18 protein-coding genes are annotated in these 21,151 nt (G+C 72.2%); 7 read left to right on the plus strand and 11 right to left on the minus strand.

All coding sequences use genetic code 11. The features are described from left to right. Positions 1-81 precede the first annotated feature (81 nt). The 3 genes from AB0C66_RS11435 to AB0C66_RS11445 all read left to right on the plus strand — a co-directional run bounded on the left by AB0C66_RS11435 (position 82) and on the right by AB0C66_RS11445 (position 3,662). Complete coding sequence (locus AB0C66_RS11435; RefSeq protein WP_362435958.1) at positions 82-885, plus strand: ABC transporter ATP-binding protein; 804 nt, start codon at positions 82-84, stop codon at positions 883-885. Beyond that, on the plus strand, positions 882-2,534 hold the full coding sequence (locus AB0C66_RS11440) for a transporter (RefSeq protein WP_362435960.1): 1,653 nt from the start codon (positions 882-884) through the stop codon (positions 2,532-2,534). The genes AB0C66_RS11435 and AB0C66_RS11440 overlap by 4 nt, the downstream gene beginning before the upstream one ends. Positions 2,535-2,810: 276 nt before the next feature. Next, positions 2,811-3,662 carry a putative RNA methyltransferase gene (locus AB0C66_RS11445; RefSeq protein WP_362435962.1) on the plus strand — a complete coding sequence of 284 codons (852 nt, stop codon included), beginning with the start codon at positions 2,811-2,813 and terminating at the stop codon, positions 3,660-3,662. Between the two features lie 56 nt (positions 3,663-3,718). On the opposite strand, the gene AB0C66_RS11450 is transcribed toward AB0C66_RS11445, so the two are convergent. Both AB0C66_RS11450 and AB0C66_RS11455 read right to left on the minus strand, forming a co-directional pair. After that, positions 3,719-4,051 (minus strand): SH3 domain-containing protein, encoded by a 333-nt coding sequence (locus AB0C66_RS11450; RefSeq protein WP_362435964.1) that lies wholly within the window; start codon positions 4,049-4,051, stop codon positions 3,719-3,721. Between the two features lie 139 nt (positions 4,052-4,190). Next, positions 4,191-5,378 carry a lactate 2-monooxygenase gene (locus AB0C66_RS11455; RefSeq protein ID WP_362435966.1) on the minus strand — a complete coding sequence of 396 codons (1,188 nt, stop codon included), beginning with the start codon at positions 5,376-5,378 and terminating at the stop codon, positions 4,191-4,193. Between the two features lie 349 nt (positions 5,379-5,727). On the opposite strand from AB0C66_RS11455, the gene AB0C66_RS11460 reads away from it, so the two are divergent. Then, a complete protein-coding gene (locus AB0C66_RS11460; protein ID WP_362435968.1) occupies positions 5,728-6,360 on the plus strand; it encodes a hypothetical protein in 633 nt (210 codons plus the stop codon). Beyond that, positions 6,357-7,298: a hypothetical protein gene (locus AB0C66_RS11465; protein ID WP_362435970.1), complete on the plus strand. Its 942-nt coding sequence runs from the start codon at positions 6,357-6,359 to the stop codon at positions 7,296-7,298. The genes AB0C66_RS11460 and AB0C66_RS11465 overlap by 4 nt, the downstream gene beginning before the upstream one ends. 32 nt (positions 7,299-7,330) lie before the next feature. Here AB0C66_RS11465 and AB0C66_RS11470 read toward each other — a convergent pair whose 3' ends face one another. Together AB0C66_RS11470 and AB0C66_RS11475 are read right to left on the minus strand one after the other, a co-directional pair. Continuing rightward, positions 7,331-8,197 carry an alpha/beta hydrolase gene (locus tag AB0C66_RS11470; RefSeq protein WP_362435972.1) on the minus strand — a complete coding sequence of 289 codons (867 nt, stop codon included), beginning with the start codon at positions 8,195-8,197 and terminating at the stop codon, positions 7,331-7,333. Between the two features lie 565 nt (positions 8,198-8,762). Further along, positions 8,763-9,455, minus strand: a complete 693-nt coding sequence (locus tag AB0C66_RS11475) for a metal-dependent transcriptional regulator (RefSeq protein ID WP_362435974.1) — start codon at positions 9,453-9,455, stop codon at positions 8,763-8,765. Positions 9,456-9,615: 160 nt separating this feature from the next. On the opposite strand from AB0C66_RS11475, the gene AB0C66_RS11480 reads away from it, so the two are divergent. Beyond that, positions 9,616-10,371, plus strand: a complete 756-nt coding sequence (locus tag AB0C66_RS11480; protein WP_362435976.1) for an SIS domain-containing protein — start codon at positions 9,616-9,618, stop codon at positions 10,369-10,371. Between the two features lie 71 nt (positions 10,372-10,442). On the opposite strand, the gene AB0C66_RS11485 is transcribed toward AB0C66_RS11480, so the two are convergent. Next, a complete protein-coding gene (locus AB0C66_RS11485) occupies positions 10,443-11,939 on the minus strand; it encodes a PAS domain-containing protein (protein ID WP_362435978.1) in 1,497 nt (498 codons plus the stop codon). A gap of 456 nt (positions 11,940-12,395) precedes the next feature. Further along, the gene (pdxH, locus tag AB0C66_RS11490; protein WP_362435980.1) at positions 12,396-13,040 is read right to left on the minus strand and encodes a pyridoxamine 5'-phosphate oxidase; all 645 of its coding nucleotides are present in this window, start codon (positions 13,038-13,040) and stop codon (positions 12,396-12,398) included. Between the two features lie 501 nt (positions 13,041-13,541). On the opposite strand from pdxH, the gene AB0C66_RS11495 reads away from it, so the two are divergent. Next, on the plus strand, positions 13,542-14,642 hold the full coding sequence (locus AB0C66_RS11495; RefSeq protein ID WP_362435982.1) for a citrate synthase 2: 1,101 nt from the start codon (positions 13,542-13,544) through the stop codon (positions 14,640-14,642). On the opposite strand, the gene AB0C66_RS11500 is transcribed toward AB0C66_RS11495, so the two are convergent. The 5 genes from AB0C66_RS11500 to AB0C66_RS11520 all read right to left on the minus strand — a co-directional run bounded on the left by AB0C66_RS11500 (position 14,639) and on the right by AB0C66_RS11520 (position 21,151). Continuing rightward, positions 14,639-15,265: a TetR/AcrR family transcriptional regulator gene (locus tag AB0C66_RS11500; RefSeq protein WP_362435984.1), complete on the minus strand. Its 627-nt coding sequence runs from the start codon at positions 15,263-15,265 to the stop codon at positions 14,639-14,641. The genes AB0C66_RS11495 and AB0C66_RS11500 overlap by 4 nt on opposite strands. Then, on the minus strand, positions 15,262-16,053 hold the full coding sequence (locus tag AB0C66_RS11505) for an enoyl-CoA hydratase family protein (RefSeq protein WP_362435986.1): 792 nt from the start codon (positions 16,051-16,053) through the stop codon (positions 15,262-15,264). The genes AB0C66_RS11500 and AB0C66_RS11505 overlap by 4 nt, the downstream gene beginning before the upstream one ends. Beyond that, a complete protein-coding gene (locus AB0C66_RS11510) occupies positions 16,050-17,633 on the minus strand; it encodes an AMP-binding protein (RefSeq protein WP_362435988.1) in 1,584 nt (527 codons plus the stop codon). The genes AB0C66_RS11505 and AB0C66_RS11510 overlap by 4 nt, the downstream gene beginning before the upstream one ends. 74 nt (positions 17,634-17,707) lie before the next feature. Further along, complete coding sequence (locus AB0C66_RS11515; RefSeq protein ID WP_362435990.1) at positions 17,708-18,847, minus strand: acyl-CoA dehydrogenase family protein; 1,140 nt, start codon at positions 18,845-18,847, stop codon at positions 17,708-17,710. Between the two features lie 192 nt (positions 18,848-19,039). Next, positions 19,040-21,151: a biotin carboxylase N-terminal domain-containing protein gene (locus AB0C66_RS11520; RefSeq protein WP_362435992.1), complete on the minus strand. Its 2,112-nt coding sequence runs from the start codon at positions 21,149-21,151 to the stop codon at positions 19,040-19,042.

Genomic DNA, 21,151 nt, shown 5'->3' on the forward strand with positions numbered 1-21,151 from the left:
GCCCCCACGTAGGGTGTTCGCTCACGGGGGCACGACCCGTCCCCGGGCAAGACCTGACGTGGGAAGACGGGGAGAAGACCGGTGACGGAGGAAGTGACACGGCCGCACCGGCCGGGCACGGCGGCGGTACGGGTGAGCGGGCTGTGGAAGCGCTACGGCGAGCAGATCGCGGTCCACGGCATCGATCTGGAGCTGCCCGCGGGCCAGTTCATCGGCCTGGTCGGCCCCAACGGCGCGGGCAAGACCACCACCCTCTCGATGATCACCGGCCTGCTGCGGCCCGACTCCGGCACCGTCGAGGTCGCCGGACATGACGTCTGGCAGGACCCGGCCGAGGTCAAGGCCCGGATCGGGGTACTGCCCGAGGGACTGCGGCTCTTCGAGCGGCTGTCCGGCCGTGAGCTGCTCGCCTACACCGGACGGCTGCGCGGACTGCCCGGGGACGAGGTGGACAAGCGCGCCGCCCAGCTGCTGGACGTACTGGACCTGGCGGGCGCCCAGAACAAGCTGGTGATCGACTACTCCACCGGTATGCGGAAGAAGATCGGCCTGGCCGCCGCCCTTCTCCACAATCCGGAGGTCCTCTTCCTCGACGAGCCCTTCGAAGGCGTCGACCCGGTCTCCGCGCAGACCATCCGCGGAGTGCTGGAGCGCTACACCCGCTCCGGCGCCACCGTCGTCTTCTCCAGCCATGTGATGGAGCTGGTGGAGTCGCTGTGCGACTGGGTCGCGGTGATGGCGACCGGCCGGATCCGGGCACATGGCCCGCTGGCCGAGGTGCGCGGTGACGCCCCCTCCCTCCAGAACGCCTTCCTGGAGCTGGTCGGCGCCCAGCGGCACGGGGCCGGCCATGACCTCGACTGGCTCGGTGGCGGTGCCCGATGACGGTCACCGATCCGCTGGGCACCACCGCCCCCGCGCCCCCGGCCGCCCCGACCGGATCGCTCACCCCGGTCTTCGTCACCCTGAAGCTGGCGCTGCTGCGCAACGGGCTGCGCCAGTCCGCGGGCCGCCGCGCGGCGTATATCTCCTCGATCGTCTTCACCCTGCTCTTCGCCGCGCTGCAACTGCTCGGTCTGGTCCTGCTGCGCGGCCATGACCACGCCGCCGCCCTCGTCACCGTGCTGACCGCGGTGCTCGCCCTGGGCTGGGCGGTGGTGCCGCTGTTCTTCCCCGGCGGTGACGAGACCCTGGACCCGACCCGGCTGGTGATGCTGCCGCTGCGGCCGGCCCCGCTGATCGTCGCGCTGCTGGTGTCCTCCCTCATCGGCATCGGCCCGCTGTTCACCCTCACCCTGGCGGCGGGTTCGGCCGTGGCGCTCGCCCACGGGGCGGCCGCCGCGGTGGCGGGCGTGCTGGCCGTGGCGCTGAACCTGCTGGTGTGCGTGGCGCTGGCGCGGGCCGTCGCCACCGCCAACATCCGGCTGCTGACCAGCCGCAAGGGGCGAGATCTGGCGCTGCTGAGCGGGCTGTTCGTGGCCGTCGGCCTCCAGTTCGTGAACGTCGGCTGGCAGCAGCTCTCCGGCGAGAACGGTCTCGCGGTGCTGGAGCCCGCCGCCGATGTGCTGCGCTGGGTGCCGCCCGCCGCGGCCGTCGACGCCGTCCAGGGCGTGAGCGAGGGCGCGTACGCCGTCGCGGCCGCCCAGTTCGCGCTGACCGCGGGCGCGCTGGCGCTGCTGCTGTGGTGGTGGCAGCGGAGTCTCACCCAGCTGATGACCACCCCGGACGCCTCCACGCTCCAGGCGGACGCTCCCGGACGGGAGACCGGCCGCCGGGACGCGGACGGGCCACTGGGGCGGCTGCTGCCCGCGGGCCGCACCGGTGTGGTGATGCTCCAGACCTTCCGCTACGCGGTGCGGAACCCCAAGACCAAGGCCAGTTGGGCGACCTCACTGGCGATCGGGCTGCTGCTGCCCGTCATCACCTCCCTCCAGGGCAACGGCTCGATCTACTCCGCCTGCTGGGCGCCCGGACTGCTCGGCATGCTGATGTACAACCAGTTCGGACAGGACACCTCGGCGTTCTGGATGGTGGCGCAGACGATCTCCTCGCGGCGGGACGCCTATCTGGAGCTGCGGGGGCGGGCGTTGGCGCTCGGGGTGGTCGCGCTGCCGTACGTCACCGTCGCGGTGATCGTCGCCGCCGCGTTCATGGACCGGTGGGACGCCGCGCCCGAGACGCTGGGGCTGGGTCTGGCGCTGGTCGGCGCGCTGGTGGCGACCGGCGCCCTGGCCTCGGCGCAGTTCCCGTACTCCATCCCCCAGGACAGCGGCTACAAGAACGTCGCGCCGGGGCAGGCGGGGCTCGCATGGATCAGCATCTTCGGCGGAATGATCGCGGGGGCGCTGCTCAGCGCACCGGTCCTGGGGTTGACGATCTGGATGCACCTCAGCGGCGCTCATGAACTCCTGTGGCTGGTGCTGCCGGTGGGCGCGGTCTACGGCGCGGTGGTCGCGGAGGCCGGGCTGCGGCTGGCCGCCCCGCGCACGCTGGCGCGGCTGCCGGAGATCCTGGCGGCGGTGAGCAAGGGCTGAGACGCGCGCCCCCGGCACCGCCGTGACCCGGGGCGGGCGGCGGGCACCAGGGGCTTCGTCGTTGCTCGTACACTGAGGGCATGGCATTCATGAGCAACCCGCACTGCTTCCTGTGATCGGAAGGCTATGAGGGCGATGCCGGACGGCGTCGCCTTCCTTGGTGTGCCTCGCGCGTGAACCACGTTTCCGGCACTGCCCGTTCCGTCCCGGGGCAGTGACTCTCCGAACGCGTGTGCAGGCACGGTCTCCTCACCTTCACCCTTGCCAGGAGTGCGAGTGCCCGTGTTGCTTCCCCCTGCCCTCGAGCTGTCCCTCGACCTGCTGCGCTGCCCCACGTGTCGGACGCGCCGCCTGCACCCCGACCGCGGCGCGCTGCGCTGCCCGGCGGGTCACACCTTCGACATCGGCCGTCACGGCTATGTCAGCCTTCTGACGGGCACCCGCGCCACCAGCGGCGACGACCCGGCCATGGTCCAGGCCCGGGACCGGTTCCTGTCCACCGGCGCGTACGCGCCCATCCGCCGAGCCGTGGCACGGCTGGCGGCCGATACCGTGCCCGAGCGAGCCACGGTCGTGGACGTCGGCTGCGGTACGGGCTACTACCTGGCCGGTGTGCTCGACCGACTGCCGGGCGCCCGCGGCCTGGGTCTTGACACCTCGGTGCGCGCGGTGCGTTCGGCGGCCCGGGCCCATGCCCGAGCCGCCGCGGCGACCTGGGACGTCTTCCGTCCCTTCCCTCTGGCCGACGCGGTGGCCGATGTCGTGCTGGACGTGTTCGCTCCGCGCAACCCGGCCGAGTTCCGTCGAGTGCTCCGCCCGGACGGCCGGTTGATCGTGGTCCGCCCCACCGCACGGCATCTGGCCGAACTGCGCGGCCGGGTGGCCGCGATGGTCACAGTCGACCCGGCCAAGGAGCAGCGCCTGCACCGGGCGCTGGCCCCCTTCTTCGAGACCGGCGTCACCGAACAGGTGGCGTACACCGCGATTTTGACCCGGCAGGAGGCCCTGGACCTGGTGGGGATGACGCCGAGCGCACGCCATATGAGCCGGGCGGAGCTGACCGATGACGGTCGCCTGCCCGACCAGGTCACCGTCTCCGTACTGGCGACCGTCTACCGGCCCCGGTGACCACGAGCGGTCGTCCGCGCCCGCCGACCGACGAGCGGCGGGTCCGGCCCGGCGTCCTAGTCGAGATACTGGCTGTAGACCCAGCCGGTCTTCCCGGCGTGGTGTCCCGATTTGATCTTTCCGTAGGACCAGCTCTTCGCGAAGCCGCGAGTGCGGCAGTAGTAGAGGAAGGATTGCCCTCGGTAGAGCGTTCCTATCGCACGGTAACGCTTACCGGGGCCGGTACGGAATCGGGCACCGCTGGTGTCGACCGTCAATGTGATGTCCGGCGAATTGAACCGGCATGCGGACATTCCGACCGCCGAGGCCGTGGGCGCCAGGGCCACCGAACCGCCCATCAGCAGCGCCGCCGAGAGTACGACCATCGAGGCTTTCCGCTTGATCTTCACGCAATCTCCCCCCATGATCAATTAATTCATTGCGCATCCGAAAGCCTAGCACCAGCCAATCCCGCACCTCCGCACCCGGTAATTGCGGGCGATTTCAGAGAAGTTGAACTCCGGAAGAGCGGATGAATATGAGGGAATGTCAGGCGAGTGCGTCCCGGGCCAGCCGGGCGGCGTGGGTATGGCCGGAGAGCGCCATCGTCAGCTCGAACTCCCCCAGTACGGACCGGATGACGTGTTCCACGCCCGCCTGTCCGTCCAGGCCCAGCCCATACGCGTAGGGCCGCCCCAGCAGCACCGCTCGGGCACCGAGCGCGAGCGCCTTGAACACATCGTCCCCGGTGCGGATCCCGCTGTCGAAGAGCACCGCCAGCCGGTCGCCCACCGCGTCCACCACCCCCGGAAGCGCCTCCGACGCCCCGATCGACCCCGCCACCTGACGGCCACCGTGGTTGGAGACGACCACCCCGTCCACCCCCGCGTTCACCGCGCGGCGGGCGTCATCGGGGTGCAGGATCCCCTTGAGCACGATCGGCCCGTCCCAGTGCTCCCGCAGGAAGGCCAGGTCCTCCCAGGTCTTCCCGGGATCGCCGAACATCCGCACAAAGTGCAGCACCGCCGCGTCCAGGTCCTCGTGCACCGGTTTGGCCAGCCCGGCCTGGAAGGCGGGATCGGTGAAGTAGTTGGCGGTTCCGACACCCCGCAGGAACGGCAGATACGCCTGGTCCAGATCGCGCGGCCGCCACGCCAGCAGCGGGGTGTCCAGGGTGACCAACAGCGCCGTGAACCCCGATGCCTTCGCCCGCCGCAGAAAGCTCTTGGTGACCTCGCGGTCCTTGCCCCAATAGAGCTGGAACCAGCGCTCCCCGTCCCCCATCGCCTCGGCGACCTGCTCCATGGGCGTACTGGACGCCGAGGACAGCACGAACGGCACCCCCTGCGCGGCCGCCGCGCGGGCCGCGGCGGGTTCCGCTTCCGGGTGCATGATCGACAGCACCCCGATGGGCGCGAGGGCGAGCGGCGCGGCCAGCCGGGTGCCCAGCAGCTCCACCGACATATCCCGCCGACCGGTGTCTCGGAGCATCCGCGGCACGATCCGATACCCGTCCAGCGCCGCCCGGTTGGCCCGCTCGGTGCTGCCGCTGCCCGCGCTGCCCGCCACATAGCCGACCGGACCGGGGCCCAGCCGCGCCGCGGCCATCTCCTCCAGCCGGGACGGGTCGGCGGGCAGCCGGGGCACGGCGCCGGTCATCCCGTTGAGGTAGATCTCGTACTGGAACGCCGCCCAGTCCCGGCCCGGTTCCGGATCCGTGCTTCCGCCGCCGATCATCCGTGGTCCTCCCGCGTCCGACCCACTGTCCGCATTTCTGACGCCATGGCCATCCCGACCGCCTCATTGAACACCGGCTCCGGCCGCCGCGCCGCCACGTGATCCCGCCGTGTGGCCCCGCCGCGCTCGCCGTCGGTACGCAGAAAGGGCATGCAGAATAACCTCGGACCAACTCCCCGATGAACCCGGAAATCGACCCGGTTCGGACACCGATGACCTTACCGGAAAGGAAATTGGCCGGGGAGTGGAAGGCCAGGGGATTCCCCTAGGATCTCCCTACGTGATCGCGCCACGGGAGATCCGAAATAGGGGGCGCGATGGCGACAGTTACATCGATGGGGAGATCGACTTGCCGTCCAACAAGGTGACTTTGCTGCGCATCGGCGCACCCGTGGCCATCCTGGCCCTGGCGCTGACCGGCTGTGGATCTCATGGCAAAAAGGGCAGCTCGGCCAAGTCCAAGAAGCACAAGTCCAGTTCCTCCCACCTGAGCGGCGGGCACCGGAGCGGCGCCAAGAAGAGCAGGCCGGCCACGAGCTCGCTGCTCAGGCCGGGGCAGTCGGCCTCGCGGGCGTTCCGGGAGGACACCGGCGTGAAGCCGTTCTACCGGATCGCCGCGCAGAAGGTCGACATCGGTACGAACGCCGAGGCCAAGGCGCTGGTCTCGGACCCCGCGGACGCCAAGGGCAAGGTGCCCGCGGTGGTGTACGTGACCTATACCCATGTCACCGGCCCGGAGGTGCCGGAGTTCCCGCGCGTCGGTGACTACGCCGATGTGCTCGCGGGCGGTCGGCGGGGGACGAAGGTCATCGGCGTCACCAAGGAGCCGAAGGGCTGCGCGGACGCGGACGAGATCAAGAACTGGAAGGACGACCAGAGCTACACCCTCTGCAACACCTTCCTCGTGCCCGAGCACCCCAAGTCCCTCCGGGTGACCTGGACCGAAATCGGCGGCGATCCGTTCACCTGGAAGTTCTCATGACGGACCAGCCGCGGGGGTTGCTGCCGATCACCGGCAGCGGTCTCGCCTCGGACCCCGAACTCGAGCGCGCGGTACGGGAGATCGGCGCCCGCGACGGGATGGACTACCTCGACGACGACGCCGTCCGGGCCATGTTCACCGAGCACCGGCGGCTGCTCGCCCGCACCGGCCGGACCAGGGGCGTGATCGGCATCTTCGCCCTCCTGGCGGGGCTCGGCTGGCCGTTCTTCGTACAGTCCTCGCCCACCTATCTGGTGGCCTCGGACCCGTACTCGGGGCGGTCGGTCAAGGACGCCGTCTCGCTGGGCGCGGCGGTGCTGCTGCTGGTGGTCGGCACCTGTCTGGTGGTCTCCACCTTCCGCGCCCATAAGCGGCAGCTGCGCCATCCCCGGCTGACGGGCTACCGGCAGGTGCTGGCCGCCGCCATGGCGTACGGCGTACCGGTGGCGCATGTGCCGGACTGGCTGATCGGGCGGGACCAGAACGGCGGCCGGCCGAGGGCCCCACTGCCCCACTACGCGGCCGCCCGGGCCACGTCGCGAGCACCGGCGCCCGCAACCGCCCCCGCGCCCGCACCGGTCGGAGGCGGCCCGTCCGTATCGGTGCCCGAGAAGCCGCACGCGGTCGCCGAGTACGAGCGCGTCGCGGACCAGGGCGGCTGGCATGACGAGACCGGCTGGCTGCTGCTCTTCGCAGGCGGCGGCGGCATGCTCTGGGCGGCCACCAACCTCGATTCCCTGCTGCCCGGGGTGCTGGCCCTCGGTGTCTGTACGGCGCTGGCGGTCTGGGTCTGGACGACGGGCGCCGCTCAGGGCAGGCACAAGGACGCGCTGCGGGAACAGGCCCGCCGCCATGTCCGGGCGCTGATGGCGGCGCAGGCGGCGGGCTCGGTGATCCCCGAGCTCTCACCACAGCTCAAGGCGCTGATCGAGGGCTGACACCGGCGGGAGCGCCCGCGCGCTCCCGCCCGTCAGACCGGAACCTCCGCGGCCAGGAAGGGCTCCACCACCCGGCGCCAGCCGTCCGGCTGGTCGTAGTGGACCAGATGGCCCGCGTCCACCACTTCGGCGTACTGCCCGCGGGGCAGCACGCGGACCATCTCCTGGGCCTCGGCACGGCCCAGCTCGCCATCCAGCCCGCGCACCACCAGCGTGGGGCACTCCACATGCGCCAGCTCTTCCCAATGGGCGTCATGGACCCAGGTCTCACGCGTCTTCAGCATCTGGCGCCGGGAGAAGACCGGCCGCCAGCCGTCCGACCGCTCGGCCATGACCTCCGAGAAGAACTCGCCCCGCGACGGACTCGGCCGCTCCAGCACCGGATCATCCTCGCCGAACCACTTGCGGACATCGGCCAGCGTCGCGAACGGCACCGGCCATGACCCGAACCACTCCGCCCACTCCCGCTGCGACGCCGCGCCCAGTGCGGAGGCCCGCATATCGCAGACGACCAGGGCCCGGACCAGATCGGGGCGGCGGGCCGCGAGCTGCCAGGCCGTCAGGGCACCCATCGCATGGCCGATCAGGGTGACCGGCCCCAGATCGAGCTGCTCGACCGCCGCGGCCGCGTCCGCGACATGGGCTTCGCGGCCGAAGGGGCCGTCGGGGGGCTTCTCACTGCGGCCGTGCCCGCGCTGGTCCAGGGCGACGGCCCGATGCCGGGTGGAGAGCCAGCGGGCGGTCTCCGCCCAATGGGCCGCGCGGCCCATCAGCCCATGGAGAAGCAGCACTCCCGGCCCGCACACGGCCGCCCGGCCATGCGCCTTGGGCGGATCGGTGAACTCCCACGCGGCGAGCCGGACGCCGTCGGCCCCGCTTACGTCGATGCGACGCACCATCTGTTCCGGCACCTCCATCCCTCTCTCGAGCAAGCACACAGTATCGAACCCGTATTCGAATGTGGGGGTGTCATGGGGCAACACCCCTCGTTCGAGTGACCATGCTCAAGGATTGGTCGTCTCCGCCGAGGGGAGACAGCTAGCGGGAGGCGGACTGCTCGGGGAAGGGAGTCCGCGGGGGACGACCCTGGGAGCTCGGGGCTCCGGGTCACCTGGGCTCCGGGGCGCACCATGTGTGCGGCCCGGGGCCCATCGGGGGGACATGGGGAGGCGGGGCCCCGGCGCCATTGGCCGCCGGGGCGCTCGCTCAGGAACACCCGCCCGGCAGCACTGCCCGTCGGGCCCATAGGAGCCCCCTCCCCTGACCCCGGCAACGCCCCGGCAAGCGAGCACGCGTCGCACGCATATGCGTCAGCGTCGCATGCGGCGGCGCGGCCCGCGCGGCGTTCCCCCAACTCCGGTGTCGGGAATGTCCGTCGTCGCAGGTGACGGTGAGGGACTCAGGAAAGGGACAAAAGTGTCAGCGCTCGGCACGCGGACCGTCAGCGCCCGACCACGAAGACCGTCAGCGCTTGGCCACGAAGACATGGGAGGCGATCTCCGCCTCCAGCTCCGCCGCCTCGCCGCTGCTGCCGACCAGCACACCCCCCGGCGACTCGGTGACGCTCACCACCGAGCCCGGCTGCACCCCGGCCCGCCGCAGCGTGTACATCAGCTGGGCGTCCGTCTGGATCGGCTCGCCGATCCGCCGCACCACCACCGTCTTGCCCTCGGTGCCGGGCTCCAGCTCGCGGAGGCTCACCATGCTGTCGTCGAGGAACGGATCGGCCTCGGCCTTCTCGCCCAGCTCCTCCAGACCCGGGATCGGATTGCCGTACGGCGACTCGGTCGGATGGCGCAGCAGCTCCAGCACCCGCCGCTCCACCGCCTCGCTCATCACATGCTCCCAGCGGCACGCCTCGGCGTGCACCTGCTCCCACTCCAGCCCGATCACATCCACGAGCAGGCACTCCGCGAGCCGGTGCTTGCGCATCACCCGGGTCGCCAGCCGACGACCCTCCTCGGTGAACTCCAGATGACGGTCGCCCGCGACGGTCACCAGACCGTCGCGCTCCATCCGCGCCACCGTCTGGCTGACCGTGGGGCCGCTCTGATCGAGACGCTCCGCGATCCGGGCGCGCATGGGGACCACGCCCTCCTCCTCGAGCTCGAGGATGGTGCGGAGATACATCTCCGTGGTGTCGATGAGTCCGGACATGCGTGCCCCTCGATGTGTCGTGCGGTGGCCCTGACCCAATTCTGACGCATCCCGCCGACAACGGGGCCGAGACGGCCCCTTCCATACCGACGGCGAGGACTGCTATTGACAGCGTCATGATCCAAGCACACACCGGAACGACACCGAGGAGCGCCCGCCCATGAGCGACTCCGAAGCGGCCGGACGCTTCTTCGACGCCGCCGCCGACCTGCTGCGACGCGTACGGGACGAGGAATCCGAACGGATCGCCGCCGCGGGGCGGCGGATCGCCGGCACCGTCCGCGCGGGCGGCCGCCTGTTCGCCTTCGGCGCCGGGCACTCCTCGCTGCCCGCCCAGGACGTCGTCTACCGCGCGGGCGGCCTGGCGCTGATGAATCTGCTTCCGGCCCCGGGCCTGGTCGGCGTGGACGTCGTGCCCGCCACCCTCGGCAGCGCGCTCGAGCGGGTCGAGGGGCTCGCCACCACCGTCCTGGAGCAGAGCCCGCTCCGCTCCGGGGACCTGCTGATCGTCATCTCGCTCTCGGGCCGCAACGTACTGCCCGTGGAACTGGCCAGAACGGCCCGCGAACGGGGCATCACCGTGATCGGGGTGACCTCCGTCGCCTACGCGACCGGCACCACCTCACGCGATCCCTCCGGCGGCTTCCTGAAGGACCACTGCGATCTGGTCCTCGACAACAAGATCCCGGTCGGCGACGCCGAACTGACCGCCGAAGGGGTCGGCGCCCCGTTCGCCCCCGCCTCCACGGTGGTGACGAGCGCCCTGATGCAGGCCGTGGTCGCGACGGCCGTCGAGGAGCTGGCGAAGGGCGGTGTGGAACCGCCGATGCTCAGATCGGGCAATGTCGACGGCGGCCACGAGTGGAACAAGCGCGTGATGACGGATCACGCGGACCGCATCTTCTACAGCCGCTGACGGCCGCCGCCAACGGCCCGTGCCGGGGACCGGCGCCGTGTCGGCGACCGGCGCCGTGTCGGCGACCGGCGTCAACGACCGGCGAGATCCATCGCCGCGGCGACCCTCGCCGCCACGTCCTCCGCGTACGCCGCGTCCGTACGGTCGAAGGCGCGGCGCGTGGGGCCGCGCAGGAACGTGACCACACCCAGCGTGCGACCGCGGCTGCGCAGGACCGCACAGAGCGCGTGGACGGTTCCGTCCGGCCATTTGCGGGCGGCCGTCCACTGCGCGAGCGCCACCTCGTCCGTCCGCGAGGCGCTGGCCCGCACCGCACCGCACCGCTCCACCGCCTGGAGCGCCGGATGCCCTTCCGGGTACGCCACCGGGATCCCGCCGGGAGCCGTCGGCGGGCACGGCCCCGGGCTGTCGCACGGGGTGGCCGCCACCCGCACCAGCCGGACGCCCCCGGCCGCGTGCGCCGAGGGCTCCCGCACCAGATCGACCAGCGCGTGGTCCGCGAACCCGGCGAGCGCGAAGTCCAGGTGGACCGAGGCCGCCTCCATCGGGTCCTCGCACTCGGCCGCCGCCCGCGCCGCCCGGTGCAGCTGGCTGCCCCGGAAGCGCATCCGGGCGCTCTCCTGCTCGTGCGTCTTCGCCTCCGTCACATCCTGGAAGATCCAGGCCACCCCGAGCGGCACCGGCTCCTCGGCGAGCGGCGAGGCCAGCCGCAGGAAGCCGCTGCGCCAGCAGCGCCGCACCGCGCCGGACCCCGGTCCGAACGCCCGCACCACCGCCTCGCCCTCCTCGAACCCCTCGTAGCGGACGGCGTCCGCCATCTCCAGGTCCTCGTCGGTCTCGCGCAGCGTCACCCACAGCTCGGTGGGCGCGGGCGGCGCGCCCTCGGCGAGGACGTGCTGGAGGGCGCTCTCGACCTCCTCCACGCCCTGGTCGAGGAGTTCGCCCAGCGGCCGTCCGAGCACGGTCCTGCGGCCCGTGCGCAGGGCACCCGCGGCATTGCCGTTCACCACGGCCACCCGGAGATCGGCGTCGACCAGGACCACGTTCCACGAGGCGTCCTCGAGCAGCGCCTCGCTCAGCGCGATCGACCGCTCCAGGTCGATCTGCGAGTGGACCTCGCTGAAGGCGCAGTACACCCCGGCGGGGCGGCCGTCCGCGCCGGGCACCGGTGAGGACTGGGTGCGGACGAGCACCCGTCCGCCGTCCTTCGTCACCAGTGCGAATTCATGGACCCTGCGGCCCCCGCCGTCGCGCACCGCCATCAGCCGCCGCTGGACCTCGTCCGCGTCCGCCTCGCGGGCCGCCCATCCCGCGAGCCCCTTGCGGCCGACGGCCTCGGCCGCCGTCCAGCCGAGGACGCGCTCGGCCTCACGGTTCCAGTGGGTCACGGTGCCGTCGGCGTCGAACGCGCAGAGCGCCGCGTCCATGCCGTCGAGCAGCGCGGTGAGCAGATCGGAGTCGTCCCGTCCGGGGGCGGGCCCGGTGGCCGCGGACTGCGCGGGGACGGACCGCGTGGAGCGCGCGGAACGGGCTGGACGTGCGGGTTCGGATCGTGCGGAAGCGGTCACCGGACACCCCCTGCTGGACGCGGCTGGCTGTGGTGATGCACGTCGGGACATTGAACTCGAACGTGACGCGCGCCACACCACATTCCACCAAATCGTTGCCTCCCGGAAATTCGCTTGTGTGGGGTGCGGGAGGGTTTTTAGGCTGTGCGTACACGAGAAGGGAGGTGGTTCGGCCGATGTACAAGTTCCGGACGCGTGAGGTGACTGCGGGCTAGCAGTCCGTCGTCGCGCTCTGCGCATCGCCGGACTCGCGCATGATCGATATGCGCAGCCGGCCAATCCCGAGCAGTCACCCGACCCGCGGGTCGCCGGTACGTCCGACCGGCCTTTCGGTGCCACGGCACCGGGAGACGACCCGCGGGTCGTCTGCGTCTGCGCTCCGCGAGGTACCGGTTATGCGGCCGCGATTGCGTCCGCGGCCGCGTCGTCGCTGGTCGCGCGGTTCCCCGCGCCCCTTCAGGGGCTCAGCCGCTCGACCTTCCAGCGGCCGCCCCCGCCGGCCCCCTCCGAGGGCGCCCACACATACCGCAGCCGGTCGTGCAGCCGGTTCTCCCGGCCCTGCCAGAACTCCACCGCCTCCGGCACCACCCGGAAGCCGCCCCACTCCGGCGGCACCGGCACCTGCTCACCTGGCGGATAGCGGTCCGCGAGCTCCGCGTAGGAGCGGTCCAGCTCCTCGCGGGAGCCGACCACCGAGGACTGGGCGCTGGCCCACGCCCCCAGCTGCGAACCGTGCGGACGGGTCCGGAAGTACGCCGCCGTCTCATCCCGTCCGGTGCGCCGCGCGGTGCCCAGGACGATCACCTGACGGGCGATCGGATGCCAGGGGAAGAGCAGCGAGACATGGGGGTTCCCGGCCAGCTCCCGGCCCTTGCGCGAGCCGTAGTTGGTGTAGAAGACGAAGCCGCGCTCGTCGAAGCTCTTCATCAGCACCGTGCGCGAGCTGGGGCGGCCCGCCGCGTCCGCGGTACCGACGACCATCGCGTTGGGCTCGAACAGCCCGCTGCCCACGGCCTGCTCGAACCAGCGGGTGAACTGCCGGTACGGATCGCCCGCGAGATCGGCCTCCGTGATGCCCTCGGCGCGGTAGTGCTCGCGCATGGCGGCCGGATCGTACGAACGCGCGGAAGAAGCCGACGGCTCCGGGTCAACGTGAGGCACGCGCTTATCTTGCAACATCAACGGTCCGCCGCAGGGGGTACCCCGAAAGAGCGATGTCCCCTCCCGCCACCGCCGGGTCCTTCCCCCCTCGTGGGGACCGGTAACCCTCCCTCCGGGGGGCCGCGGATGTGCCACTTCTCACGCTTCCCCATGGGTAGCGAAGCGATCAGACTGTGGATGACCATGCGCCTGTCAGGGTCCGGTGCCATACCTCTTCGGGCACGGCTGGGTGACCACCAGCCGCACGGGGCACATCACCGGTGAGCCGGTACGGACCGCGAGCCGCGTCGAACGCGGCCGTGGAACCGTCCCGGTACCGGCAAGGACAGCCCCGACGATCCCGCTGACGCAGCGGTACCAGCCCCCGTCCGCCATCCGCACCGGCCCCGGCATCCGCACCAGCCATCTGTCCACCCCGACCACATCACGAGGAGCCGCCTGATGTCCGACTTCGTACCCGGACTCGAGGGAGTCGTCGCGTTCGAGACGGAGATCGCCGAACCCGACAAGGAGGGCGGCGCGCTCCGCTACCGAGGTGTCGACATCGAGGACCTCGTGGGCCATGTGTCCTTCGGCAACGTCTGGGGTCTGCTGGTCGACGGCGCGTTCAACCCCGGGCTGCCCGCCGCCGAGCCCTTCCCCATCCCGGTGCACTCCGGGGACATCCGGGTCGACGTCCAGTCCGCGCTGGCCATGCTGGCACCGGTCTGGGGGCTGAAACCGCTGCTGGACATCGACGAGGAGCAGGCCCGCGAGGACCTGGCGCGCGCCGCCGTGATGGCCCTGTCCTACGTGGCCCAGTCGGCCCGCGGGCAGGGGCTGCCGATGGTGCCGCAGCGCGAGATCGACAAGGCGGAGACCATCGTCGAGCGGTTCATGCGGCGCTGGCGCGGTGAGCCCGACCCCAAGCACGTGGCCGCCGTCGACGCCTACTGGACCTCCGCGGCCGAGCACGGCATGAACGCCTCCACCTTCACCGCCCGCGTCATCGCCTCCACCGGCGCCGATGTCGCCGCCGCGCTCTCCGGCGCGGTCGGCGCGATGTCCGGCCCGCTGCACGGCGGCGCGCCCTCCCGGGTGCTGGGCATGATCGAGGAGATCGAGCGCACCGGGGACGCCGGGGCGTACGTCCGCGACGCCCTGGACCGCGGCGAGCGGCTGATGGGCTTCGGCCACCGCGTCTACCGCGCCGAGGACCCGCGGGCGCGGGTGCTGCGGCGCACCGCCAAGGAGCTGGGCGCGCCCCGGTTCGAGGTCGCCGAGGCCCTGGAGCGGGCCGCCCTGGACGAGCTGCACAACCGCCGCCCGGACCGGGTGCTCGCCACCAATGTGGAGTTCTGGGCGGCCATCGTGCTGGACTTCGCCGAGGTCCCGGCGCATATGTTCACCTCGATGTTCACCTGCGCCCGCACCGCCGGGTGGAGCGCGCACATCCTGGAGCAGAGGCGGACCGGTCGGCTGGTGCGGCCCTCCGCCCGCTACACCGGGCCGAGCTCCCGCAGCCCGCACCAGATCGAGGGCTACGGGGACATCTCCCGCTAGCGGGAGACGCCCAGCACCCCGTCCAGGATCCCCGCCCACTGGGCGACGACCCGCTCCCGGCGCGGGCCGTCGTCCGTGAGCAGATTGGCGAGGCCCAGACCGCGGCCCATGTCCAGCAGGCCCTGGACGGTCTCCCGCACCCCCGGCACGGACTCGTCGGCCCCCAGCAGCTCCACCGCCATCCGGTGGGTCTCCCGGCCGATCCGCGCCTCCAGCGCGGTCACCCGGGTCCCGAGCTGCTCCTCGTTGGCGGCGGCCACCCACAGCTGGAGGGCGGCCCGGAACAGCGGGCCGGTGTAGAGCCCGACGATCGCCCGCACCACCGCCCGGTTGCGGCCCTCCCCGCGCGGCGCGGGGAGGGTCCGCAGCTCCGCCGAGCGCTCCTCGGCGACATGCTCCACCGCGGCCGTGAACAGGTCCTCCCGGGTCGGGAAGTGGTGCTGGGCCGCGCCCCGGGAGACCCCGGCGCGTTCGGCCACCACCGCCACCGTGGACCCCGCCCAGCCGTGCTCGGCCAGACAGGACACCGCGGCCTCCAGCAGCCGCTGCCGGGTGGCGCGGCTGCGGTCCTGCTTGGCTTCACGCGGCGCGGTACGGGGACCCGGACGGGCTGTCCGCGTCACCGACCCGCCTCCGCCGCGCCGTCGTCCGGCACCCACGGCGGGTCCCGGCGCTCCAGGAACGCCGTCATCCCCTCCCGCGCCTCCGCCGATCCGAACAGCCGCGCCGACAGCTCCGCCAGCGGCTCGGCGTCCCGGTCGAACGTCCGCAGCACCTCGGCCGTCACCAGCCGCTTGGACTCCGCGAGCCCCTGCGGGGAGCCCCGGCGCAGCCCCTCGAGCACCGGCGCGAGCAGCGCGTCCGGGTCCCCGTCCGGATCCGCCAGCGTCACCAGACCGATCCGGGCCGCCTCGGCCGCGCCGAACTTCTCCCCGGTCAGGTAGTAGCGGGCGGCCGCCCGGGGGTCCAGCCGGGGCAGCAGCGGCAGCGAGATCACCGCCGGGGCCAGCCCCAGCCGCGCCTCCGTGAAGGCGAAGCTGGAGCCCCGGCCCGCCGCCGAGACATCGCACGCCCCGAGCAGCCCGAGCCCCCCGGCCCGCACATGCCCCGCGATCCGGGCCACCACCGGTTTGGGCAGCTCCACGATCGACCGCAGCAGCGCCACCAGACCGAGCGCGCCGGTGGTGGCCGGCGGCTCCTTCAGGTCCGCGCCCGCGCAGAACGTATTGCCGGTGTGGGTGAGCAGAACGGCCCGGGTCTCCCCGTCCTTCCCGGCCGCCGCAAGCGCCTCGTGCAGCTCGGCCACCAGCCGGGCCGAGAGCGCGTTGCGGTTGTGCGGGGAGTCGAGGGTGAGCGTGGTGATGCCGCGGGCGTCGGTACGCCGCACCAGCGGCGGAGGCGCGTCGGTCATGTCGCGGTCGAACTCCTTTCCCTGGCGCGCAGCTCGCGCCTGAGGATCTTGCCGGTGGCGGAGCGCGGCACGGCGTCCGTGAACTCCACGCTGCGCACCTTCTTGTACGGGGCCACCTGCTCGGCAACGTAACTGATCAGGTCGTCCCCGGAAACGCGGGCTCCGGGCACCCGCACCACATACGCCTTGGGCAGCTCGTTGCCCGCCCCGTCGGCCACCCCGATGACCGCCGCGTCCGCGACGTCCCGGTGGGTGAGCAGTACGGCCTCCAGATCGGCGGGGGCGACCTGGTAGCCCTTGTACTTGATCAGCTCCTTGACCCGGTCCACCACGTACAGCCAGCCGTCGGCGTCCACGTGCCCGACGTCCCCGGTACGCAACCAGCCCGCCGCGTCGATCATCGCGTGGGTCTCCTCGGGCCTGCCGAGATAGCCCTTCATCACCTGTGGGCCCTGCACCAGGATCTCGCCGTCCACGCCCACCGCGACATCCCGCCCCGACTCCGGGTCCACGATGCGCATCCTGGTGCTGGGCAGCAGTCTGCCCACCGTGCCCGGCGGTACGTTCTCCGCGTCCCGCGGCACCAGGTGCGAACCCGGGGACAGCTCCGTCATCCCGAACGCCTGGAGCAGCGGCGGCAGCCCCAGCCGCTCGGCGCACGCCTGCGCCAGCCGCGCATCCAGCGGCGCCGCGGCGCTCAGTACGAACCGCACCGACGACAGGTCACGGCCCTCCACCGCCGGGTGCTTGGCCAGCGCCAGCACGATCGGCGGCGCCACGTACACCGCCTCCGCCCGGTACCTCTCGATCGCCGTCAGGAACTGCTCCAGCTCGAACCGGGGCAGCACGATCACCGTGCTGCCGTTCCGCAGCGGCGCGTTCATCAGCGCCGTCAGCCCGTAGCTGTGGAAGAACGGCAGCACCGCGAGCACCCGTTCGCCCGGCCGCGGCGGCATCATCGTCTCCACCTGCGCCAGGTTCGTCGCCACGTTCCGGTGGGTCAGCATCACCCCCTTCGGGGCGCCCGTCGTCCCCGACGAGTACGGCAGCACCGCCACGTCCTCGGCCGGGTCGATCTCCACCACCGGCTCCGGCGCGGTGCACGCGAGCATCTCGCGCAGCGAACGGTGCCCGCTCGCCTCGTCGCAGACGAAGATCTCGCGCACCCCACCGGCCCGCTCCGCCGCCTCCCGGGCCACCCCGAGCAGCGGCGACACGGTGATGATCCATCGTGCCTCCGCGTCCCTCAGCTGCTTGGCGAACTCCTGCGCCGTCGCCAGCGTATGCACCGTGGTGACGGTCGCCCCGGTGCGCGTCACGCCGTAGAACGCCGCCGGGTACATGATCGAGTTGGGGCTGTGCAGCGCCACCATCTCGCCCTTGCCGACCCCGGTCCCGGCCAGCGCGGCCGCGATCCGCCGCGAGGCGTGATCGAGCGCGGCATAGCTCATGCTCGCCCCCGTCACCCCGTCCACCAGCGCGGTCCGTTCAGCGAACTCATCCGCGGCACGGGCCAGTACGGCTTCGTGGATGGGCAGATCGACGGGCGGGACATCGGGACAGTCGCTGTGCAGCACCATGGCGTTCCCCTCGGATCCGGTTGCCTTCCCGTCGACTCTGCCCAACTCCCCCGCCGTTACGTGGCTGTTCGGACTCAGTACGACTTCGGCAGCCCCAGCGTCTGGTGCGAGACGAAGTTGAGGATCATCTCCCGGCTCACCGGTGCGATCCTCGCCACCCGCGACGCCGTGATCAGCCGCGCCAGCCCGTACTCCGTGCTCAGCCCGTTGCCGCCCAGCGTGTGCACCGACTGGTCCACCGCCTTCACCGCGGCCTCGGCGGCCGCGTACTTCGCCATGTTCGCCGCCTCCCCCGCCGCCGCGTCATCCCCGCCGTCGTACAGGTACGCCGCCTTCGCCGTCATCAGCCGGGCGAGCTCGATCTCGATATGCGCCTGCGCCAGCGGATGCGCGATGGCCTGGTGCGCGCCGATCGGCTCCTTCCACACCTGGCGGGTACGGGCGTAGTCGACCGCCTTCGCCAGCGCGAAGCGGGCCATCCCCAGCGCGAACGCGGCCGTCATGATCCGCTCCGGGTTCAGCCCCGCGAACAGCTGGAGCAGCCCCGCGTCCTCGTCCCCCACCAGCGCGTCCGCGGGCAGCCGCACCTCGTCCAGCACCAGCTCGAACTGGCGCTCGTCCGCGGCCAGTTCCATCGGGATGTGGTGGTACGCGAAACCGGGCGTCTCCCTCGGGACGATGAACAGACACGGCTTGAGCTTCCCGGTCCGCGCGTCCTCGGTCCTGCCCACGATCAGCGTGGCGTCCGCGGTGTCCACGCCCGTGATGAACACCTTGCGCCCGGTCAGCACCCAGTCGTCGCCGTCCCGGCGGGCGGTGGTGGTGATCCGGTGCGAGTTCGATCCGGCGTCGGGCTCGGTGATCCCGAACGCCATCCGTACGCTGCCGTCGGCCAGACCGGGCAGCCAGCGGCGCTTCTGCTCCTCGGTGCCGAAGCGGGCGATGACCGTACCGCAGATGGCGGGCGAGACGACGAGCAGCAGCAGCGGGCATCCGGCGGCGCCCAACTCCTCCAGCACGATGGAGAGTTCGGCTATGCCGCCGCCTCCGCCGCCGTACTCCTCGGGGAGGTTGACCCCGAGGTAGCCCAGCTTTCCGGCCTCTTTCCACAGCTCGTCGCTGTCGCCACGGTGGCCCCGGCCGAGGGCGGCGACTGCGGCGCGGAGATCGGCGCGTTCGGGGGTGTCGGTGGGGGTGTGGCTGATGGTGGTCATGTACCGCTCCTCGTGGGTGCTGCCGTTGGGTGGTTGCGGTGCGCTGGTCACGGGGCGGGGCGCGGGGCCTCCGGGGCGGGCCCCTGGACCGGATATTTACGGCGCCGGTGCCCGGAGAAGCCGGGTGGGCCGGAAATTGGCGCCACAAATATCCGAAAGTGTCCAGGACCCCACCCCTGCGACCCCGTCCCCTTACGTGCGCTCGTCCTCCGTCGCCACCACCGCGAGCAGGGCGCCGACCTCGACCTGACGGCCGGTGGCCACATGCAGCGCGGTGAGAACTCCGGCGGCGGGTGCGGTGATGCGGTGCTCCATCTTCATGGCCTCCAGCCACAGCAGCGGCTGTCCGGCCTCGACCCGGTCGCCCACGGCCACCTCGGCGACCCGCACCACCGTGCCCGGCATGGGCGCCAGCAGTGAGCCCGGTTCGGTACGGGCGGTGGGGTCGGGGAAGCGGGGCAGGGCGGTGAAGGCGAAGGATCCGAGGGGTGAGTCGACGTACACCTGGGTGCCGTATGCCGCTACGTCGAACCTCCGCCGGATGCCGTCGACTTCGAGGACCACCCGGTGCGGATCGGCATGCAGAAGCCGGGTGTGGGGGAAGTCGTCGGCCACCAGGCCGTCGCGGGTGAGCCGGTAGCGGACCTCGTGCTCGATGCCGTCCGGCTCGCCGCGGTACGTCTTGACCTGCGGCTGGGAAGGGACGTTCCGCCATCCGCCCAGTCGACCGGCGACGGACGGCGGTCGATCGCTGGCGTCGGCCACCGCCGCCACCAGGGCGGACAAGGCGGCGCCCGCCGTATCCGAAGCCGTCAGCTCGTCGAGATGCCGCTCGAGAAAACCGGTGTCCATCCGCCCTTCGGCGAACTCCGGGTGACGCAGGGCCCGTACGAGCATCTCCCGGTTGGTCACCGGACCATGGAGGGAGGCACGCTCCAGCTCGTGCGCCAAGCGCCGCAGCGCTTCCTCGCGAGTCGGGGCCCAGGCGATGACCTTGGCCAGCATCGGGTCGTAGTGGACACCGATCTCGTCACCGTCCACGATCCCGGAGTCGATCCGCAATCCGGGCGGAGAGCCGCCGACGAGAGAGGAGGGGCCGGGGTCGCAGGGGTGGGGGTCCTGGACACTTTCGGATATTTGTGGCGCCGATCCTGGGTTCACCACACTTCCCCGGGCACCGGCGCCGTAAATATCCGGTCCAGGGCCGCCGCGCCGGAGGCCCCGGACCCGCACCCGCGCACGCTCCCCCGGCGCACCCCCCACAAACGCGAACCGGTGCATCACACCCGTCTGCGGCTGCCACCCCCGCCCCGGGTCCTCCGCGTACAGCCGGGCCTCGACCGCGTGCCCGCGCGGCTCCGGGGCGGCTCCGAGCCGTTCGCCCTCCGCGACCCGCAGTTGCAGCGCCACCAGGTCCCGTCCGTACACCTCCTCCGTCACCGGGTGCTCCACCTGGAGCCGGGTGTTCATCTCCAGGAAGTACGCGCGGTCGCCCGAGACCAGGAACTCCACCGTGCCCGCGCCCTCGTACCCGATGCTGCGGGCCGCGTTCGCCGCCGAGTCGTGCAGCACGGTGCGCAGCGCGTCGCTCAGCCCCGGCGCCGGGGCCTCCTCGACGACCTTCTGGTGGCGGCGCTGGAGGGAGCAGTCGCGGGTGCCCAGGGTCCACACCGTGCCGTGGGTGTCGGCGAGCACCTGGACCTCGACATGGCGGGCGCCCTCCATATAGGGCTCGAGGAAGACCTCGCCGTCCCCGAAGGCGGAGGCCGCCTCGGCCCGCGCGGAGGCGAGTTCGCCGGGGAGTTCGCCGAGGTCGCGTACCACCCGCATACCGCGCCCGCCGCCGCCCGCCGCCGCCTTGACGAGGAGGGGGAGGTCGGCGGCGGTGACACGGTCGGGGTCGAGCGGGGCGAGGAGGGGCACACCGGCCTCGCCCATCAGCGCCTTGGCACGGGTCTTGGAGGCCATGGCCTCCATCGCGGCGGGCGGCGGCCCGACCCAGCGGAGTCCGGCGTCCGCCACCGCGCGGGCGAAACCGGCGTGTTCGGAGAGGAAGCCGTAGCCCGGGTGGACGGCATCGGCACCGGCGGCGAGGGCGGCCTTGACGATGAGGTCGCCGCGCAGATACGTGTCGGCCGGCGCGTCGCCCGGCAGCCGTACGGCGGCGTCGGCCTCATGGACGTGCGGAGCGTCGGCGTCGGCGTCGGAGTACACGGCGACGGTGGCGATGCCGAGTTCACGGCAGGTGCGGAAGACGCGGCGGGCGATCTCGCCACGGTTGGCGACCAGGAGGGAGCGGATCAT

The sequence above is a fragment of the Streptomyces sp. NPDC048636 genome (assembly GCF_040650655.1).
GTDB lineage: Bacteria > Actinomycetota > Actinomycetes > Streptomycetales > Streptomycetaceae > Streptomyces.

Excerpts from the sequence above, each read along its gene's own strand:
- AB0C66_RS11455 (WP_362435966.1), bottom strand. The coding sequence starts at position 5,378 with ATGATCGGCGGCGGAAGCACGGATCCGGAACCGGGCCGGGACTGGGCG.
- AB0C66_RS11515 (WP_362435990.1), bottom strand. The coding sequence starts at position 18,847 with ATGACCACCATCAGCCACACCCCCACCGACACCCCCGAACGCGCCGAT.
- AB0C66_RS11470 (WP_362435972.1), bottom strand. The coding sequence starts at position 8,197 with ATGGTGCGTCGCATCGACGTAAGCGGGGCCGACGGCGTCCGGCTCGCC.
- AB0C66_RS11480 (WP_362435976.1), top strand. The coding sequence starts at position 9,616 with ATGAGCGACTCCGAAGCGGCCGGACGCTTCTTCGACGCCGCCGCCGAC.
- AB0C66_RS11440 (WP_362435960.1), top strand. The coding sequence starts at position 882 with ATGACGGTCACCGATCCGCTGGGCACCACCGCCCCCGCGCCCCCGGCC.
- pdxH (WP_362435980.1), bottom strand. The coding sequence starts at position 13,040 with ATGCGCGAGCACTACCGCGCCGAGGGCATCACGGAGGCCGATCTCGCG.
- AB0C66_RS11505 (WP_362435986.1), bottom strand. The coding sequence starts at position 16,053 with ATGACCGACGCGCCTCCGCCGCTGGTGCGGCGTACCGACGCCCGCGGC.
- AB0C66_RS11495 (WP_362435982.1), top strand. The coding sequence starts at position 13,542 with ATGTCCGACTTCGTACCCGGACTCGAGGGAGTCGTCGCGTTCGAGACG.
- AB0C66_RS11520 (WP_362435992.1), bottom strand. The coding sequence starts at position 21,151 with ATGATCCGCTCCCTCCTGGTCGCCAACCGTGGCGAGATCGCCCGCCGC.
- AB0C66_RS11465 (WP_362435970.1), top strand. The coding sequence starts at position 6,357 with ATGACGGACCAGCCGCGGGGGTTGCTGCCGATCACCGGCAGCGGTCTC.
- AB0C66_RS11510 (WP_362435988.1), bottom strand. The coding sequence starts at position 17,633 with ATGGTGCTGCACAGCGACTGTCCCGATGTCCCGCCCGTCGATCTGCCC.
- AB0C66_RS11475 (WP_362435974.1), bottom strand. The coding sequence starts at position 9,455 with ATGTCCGGACTCATCGACACCACGGAGATGTATCTCCGCACCATCCTC.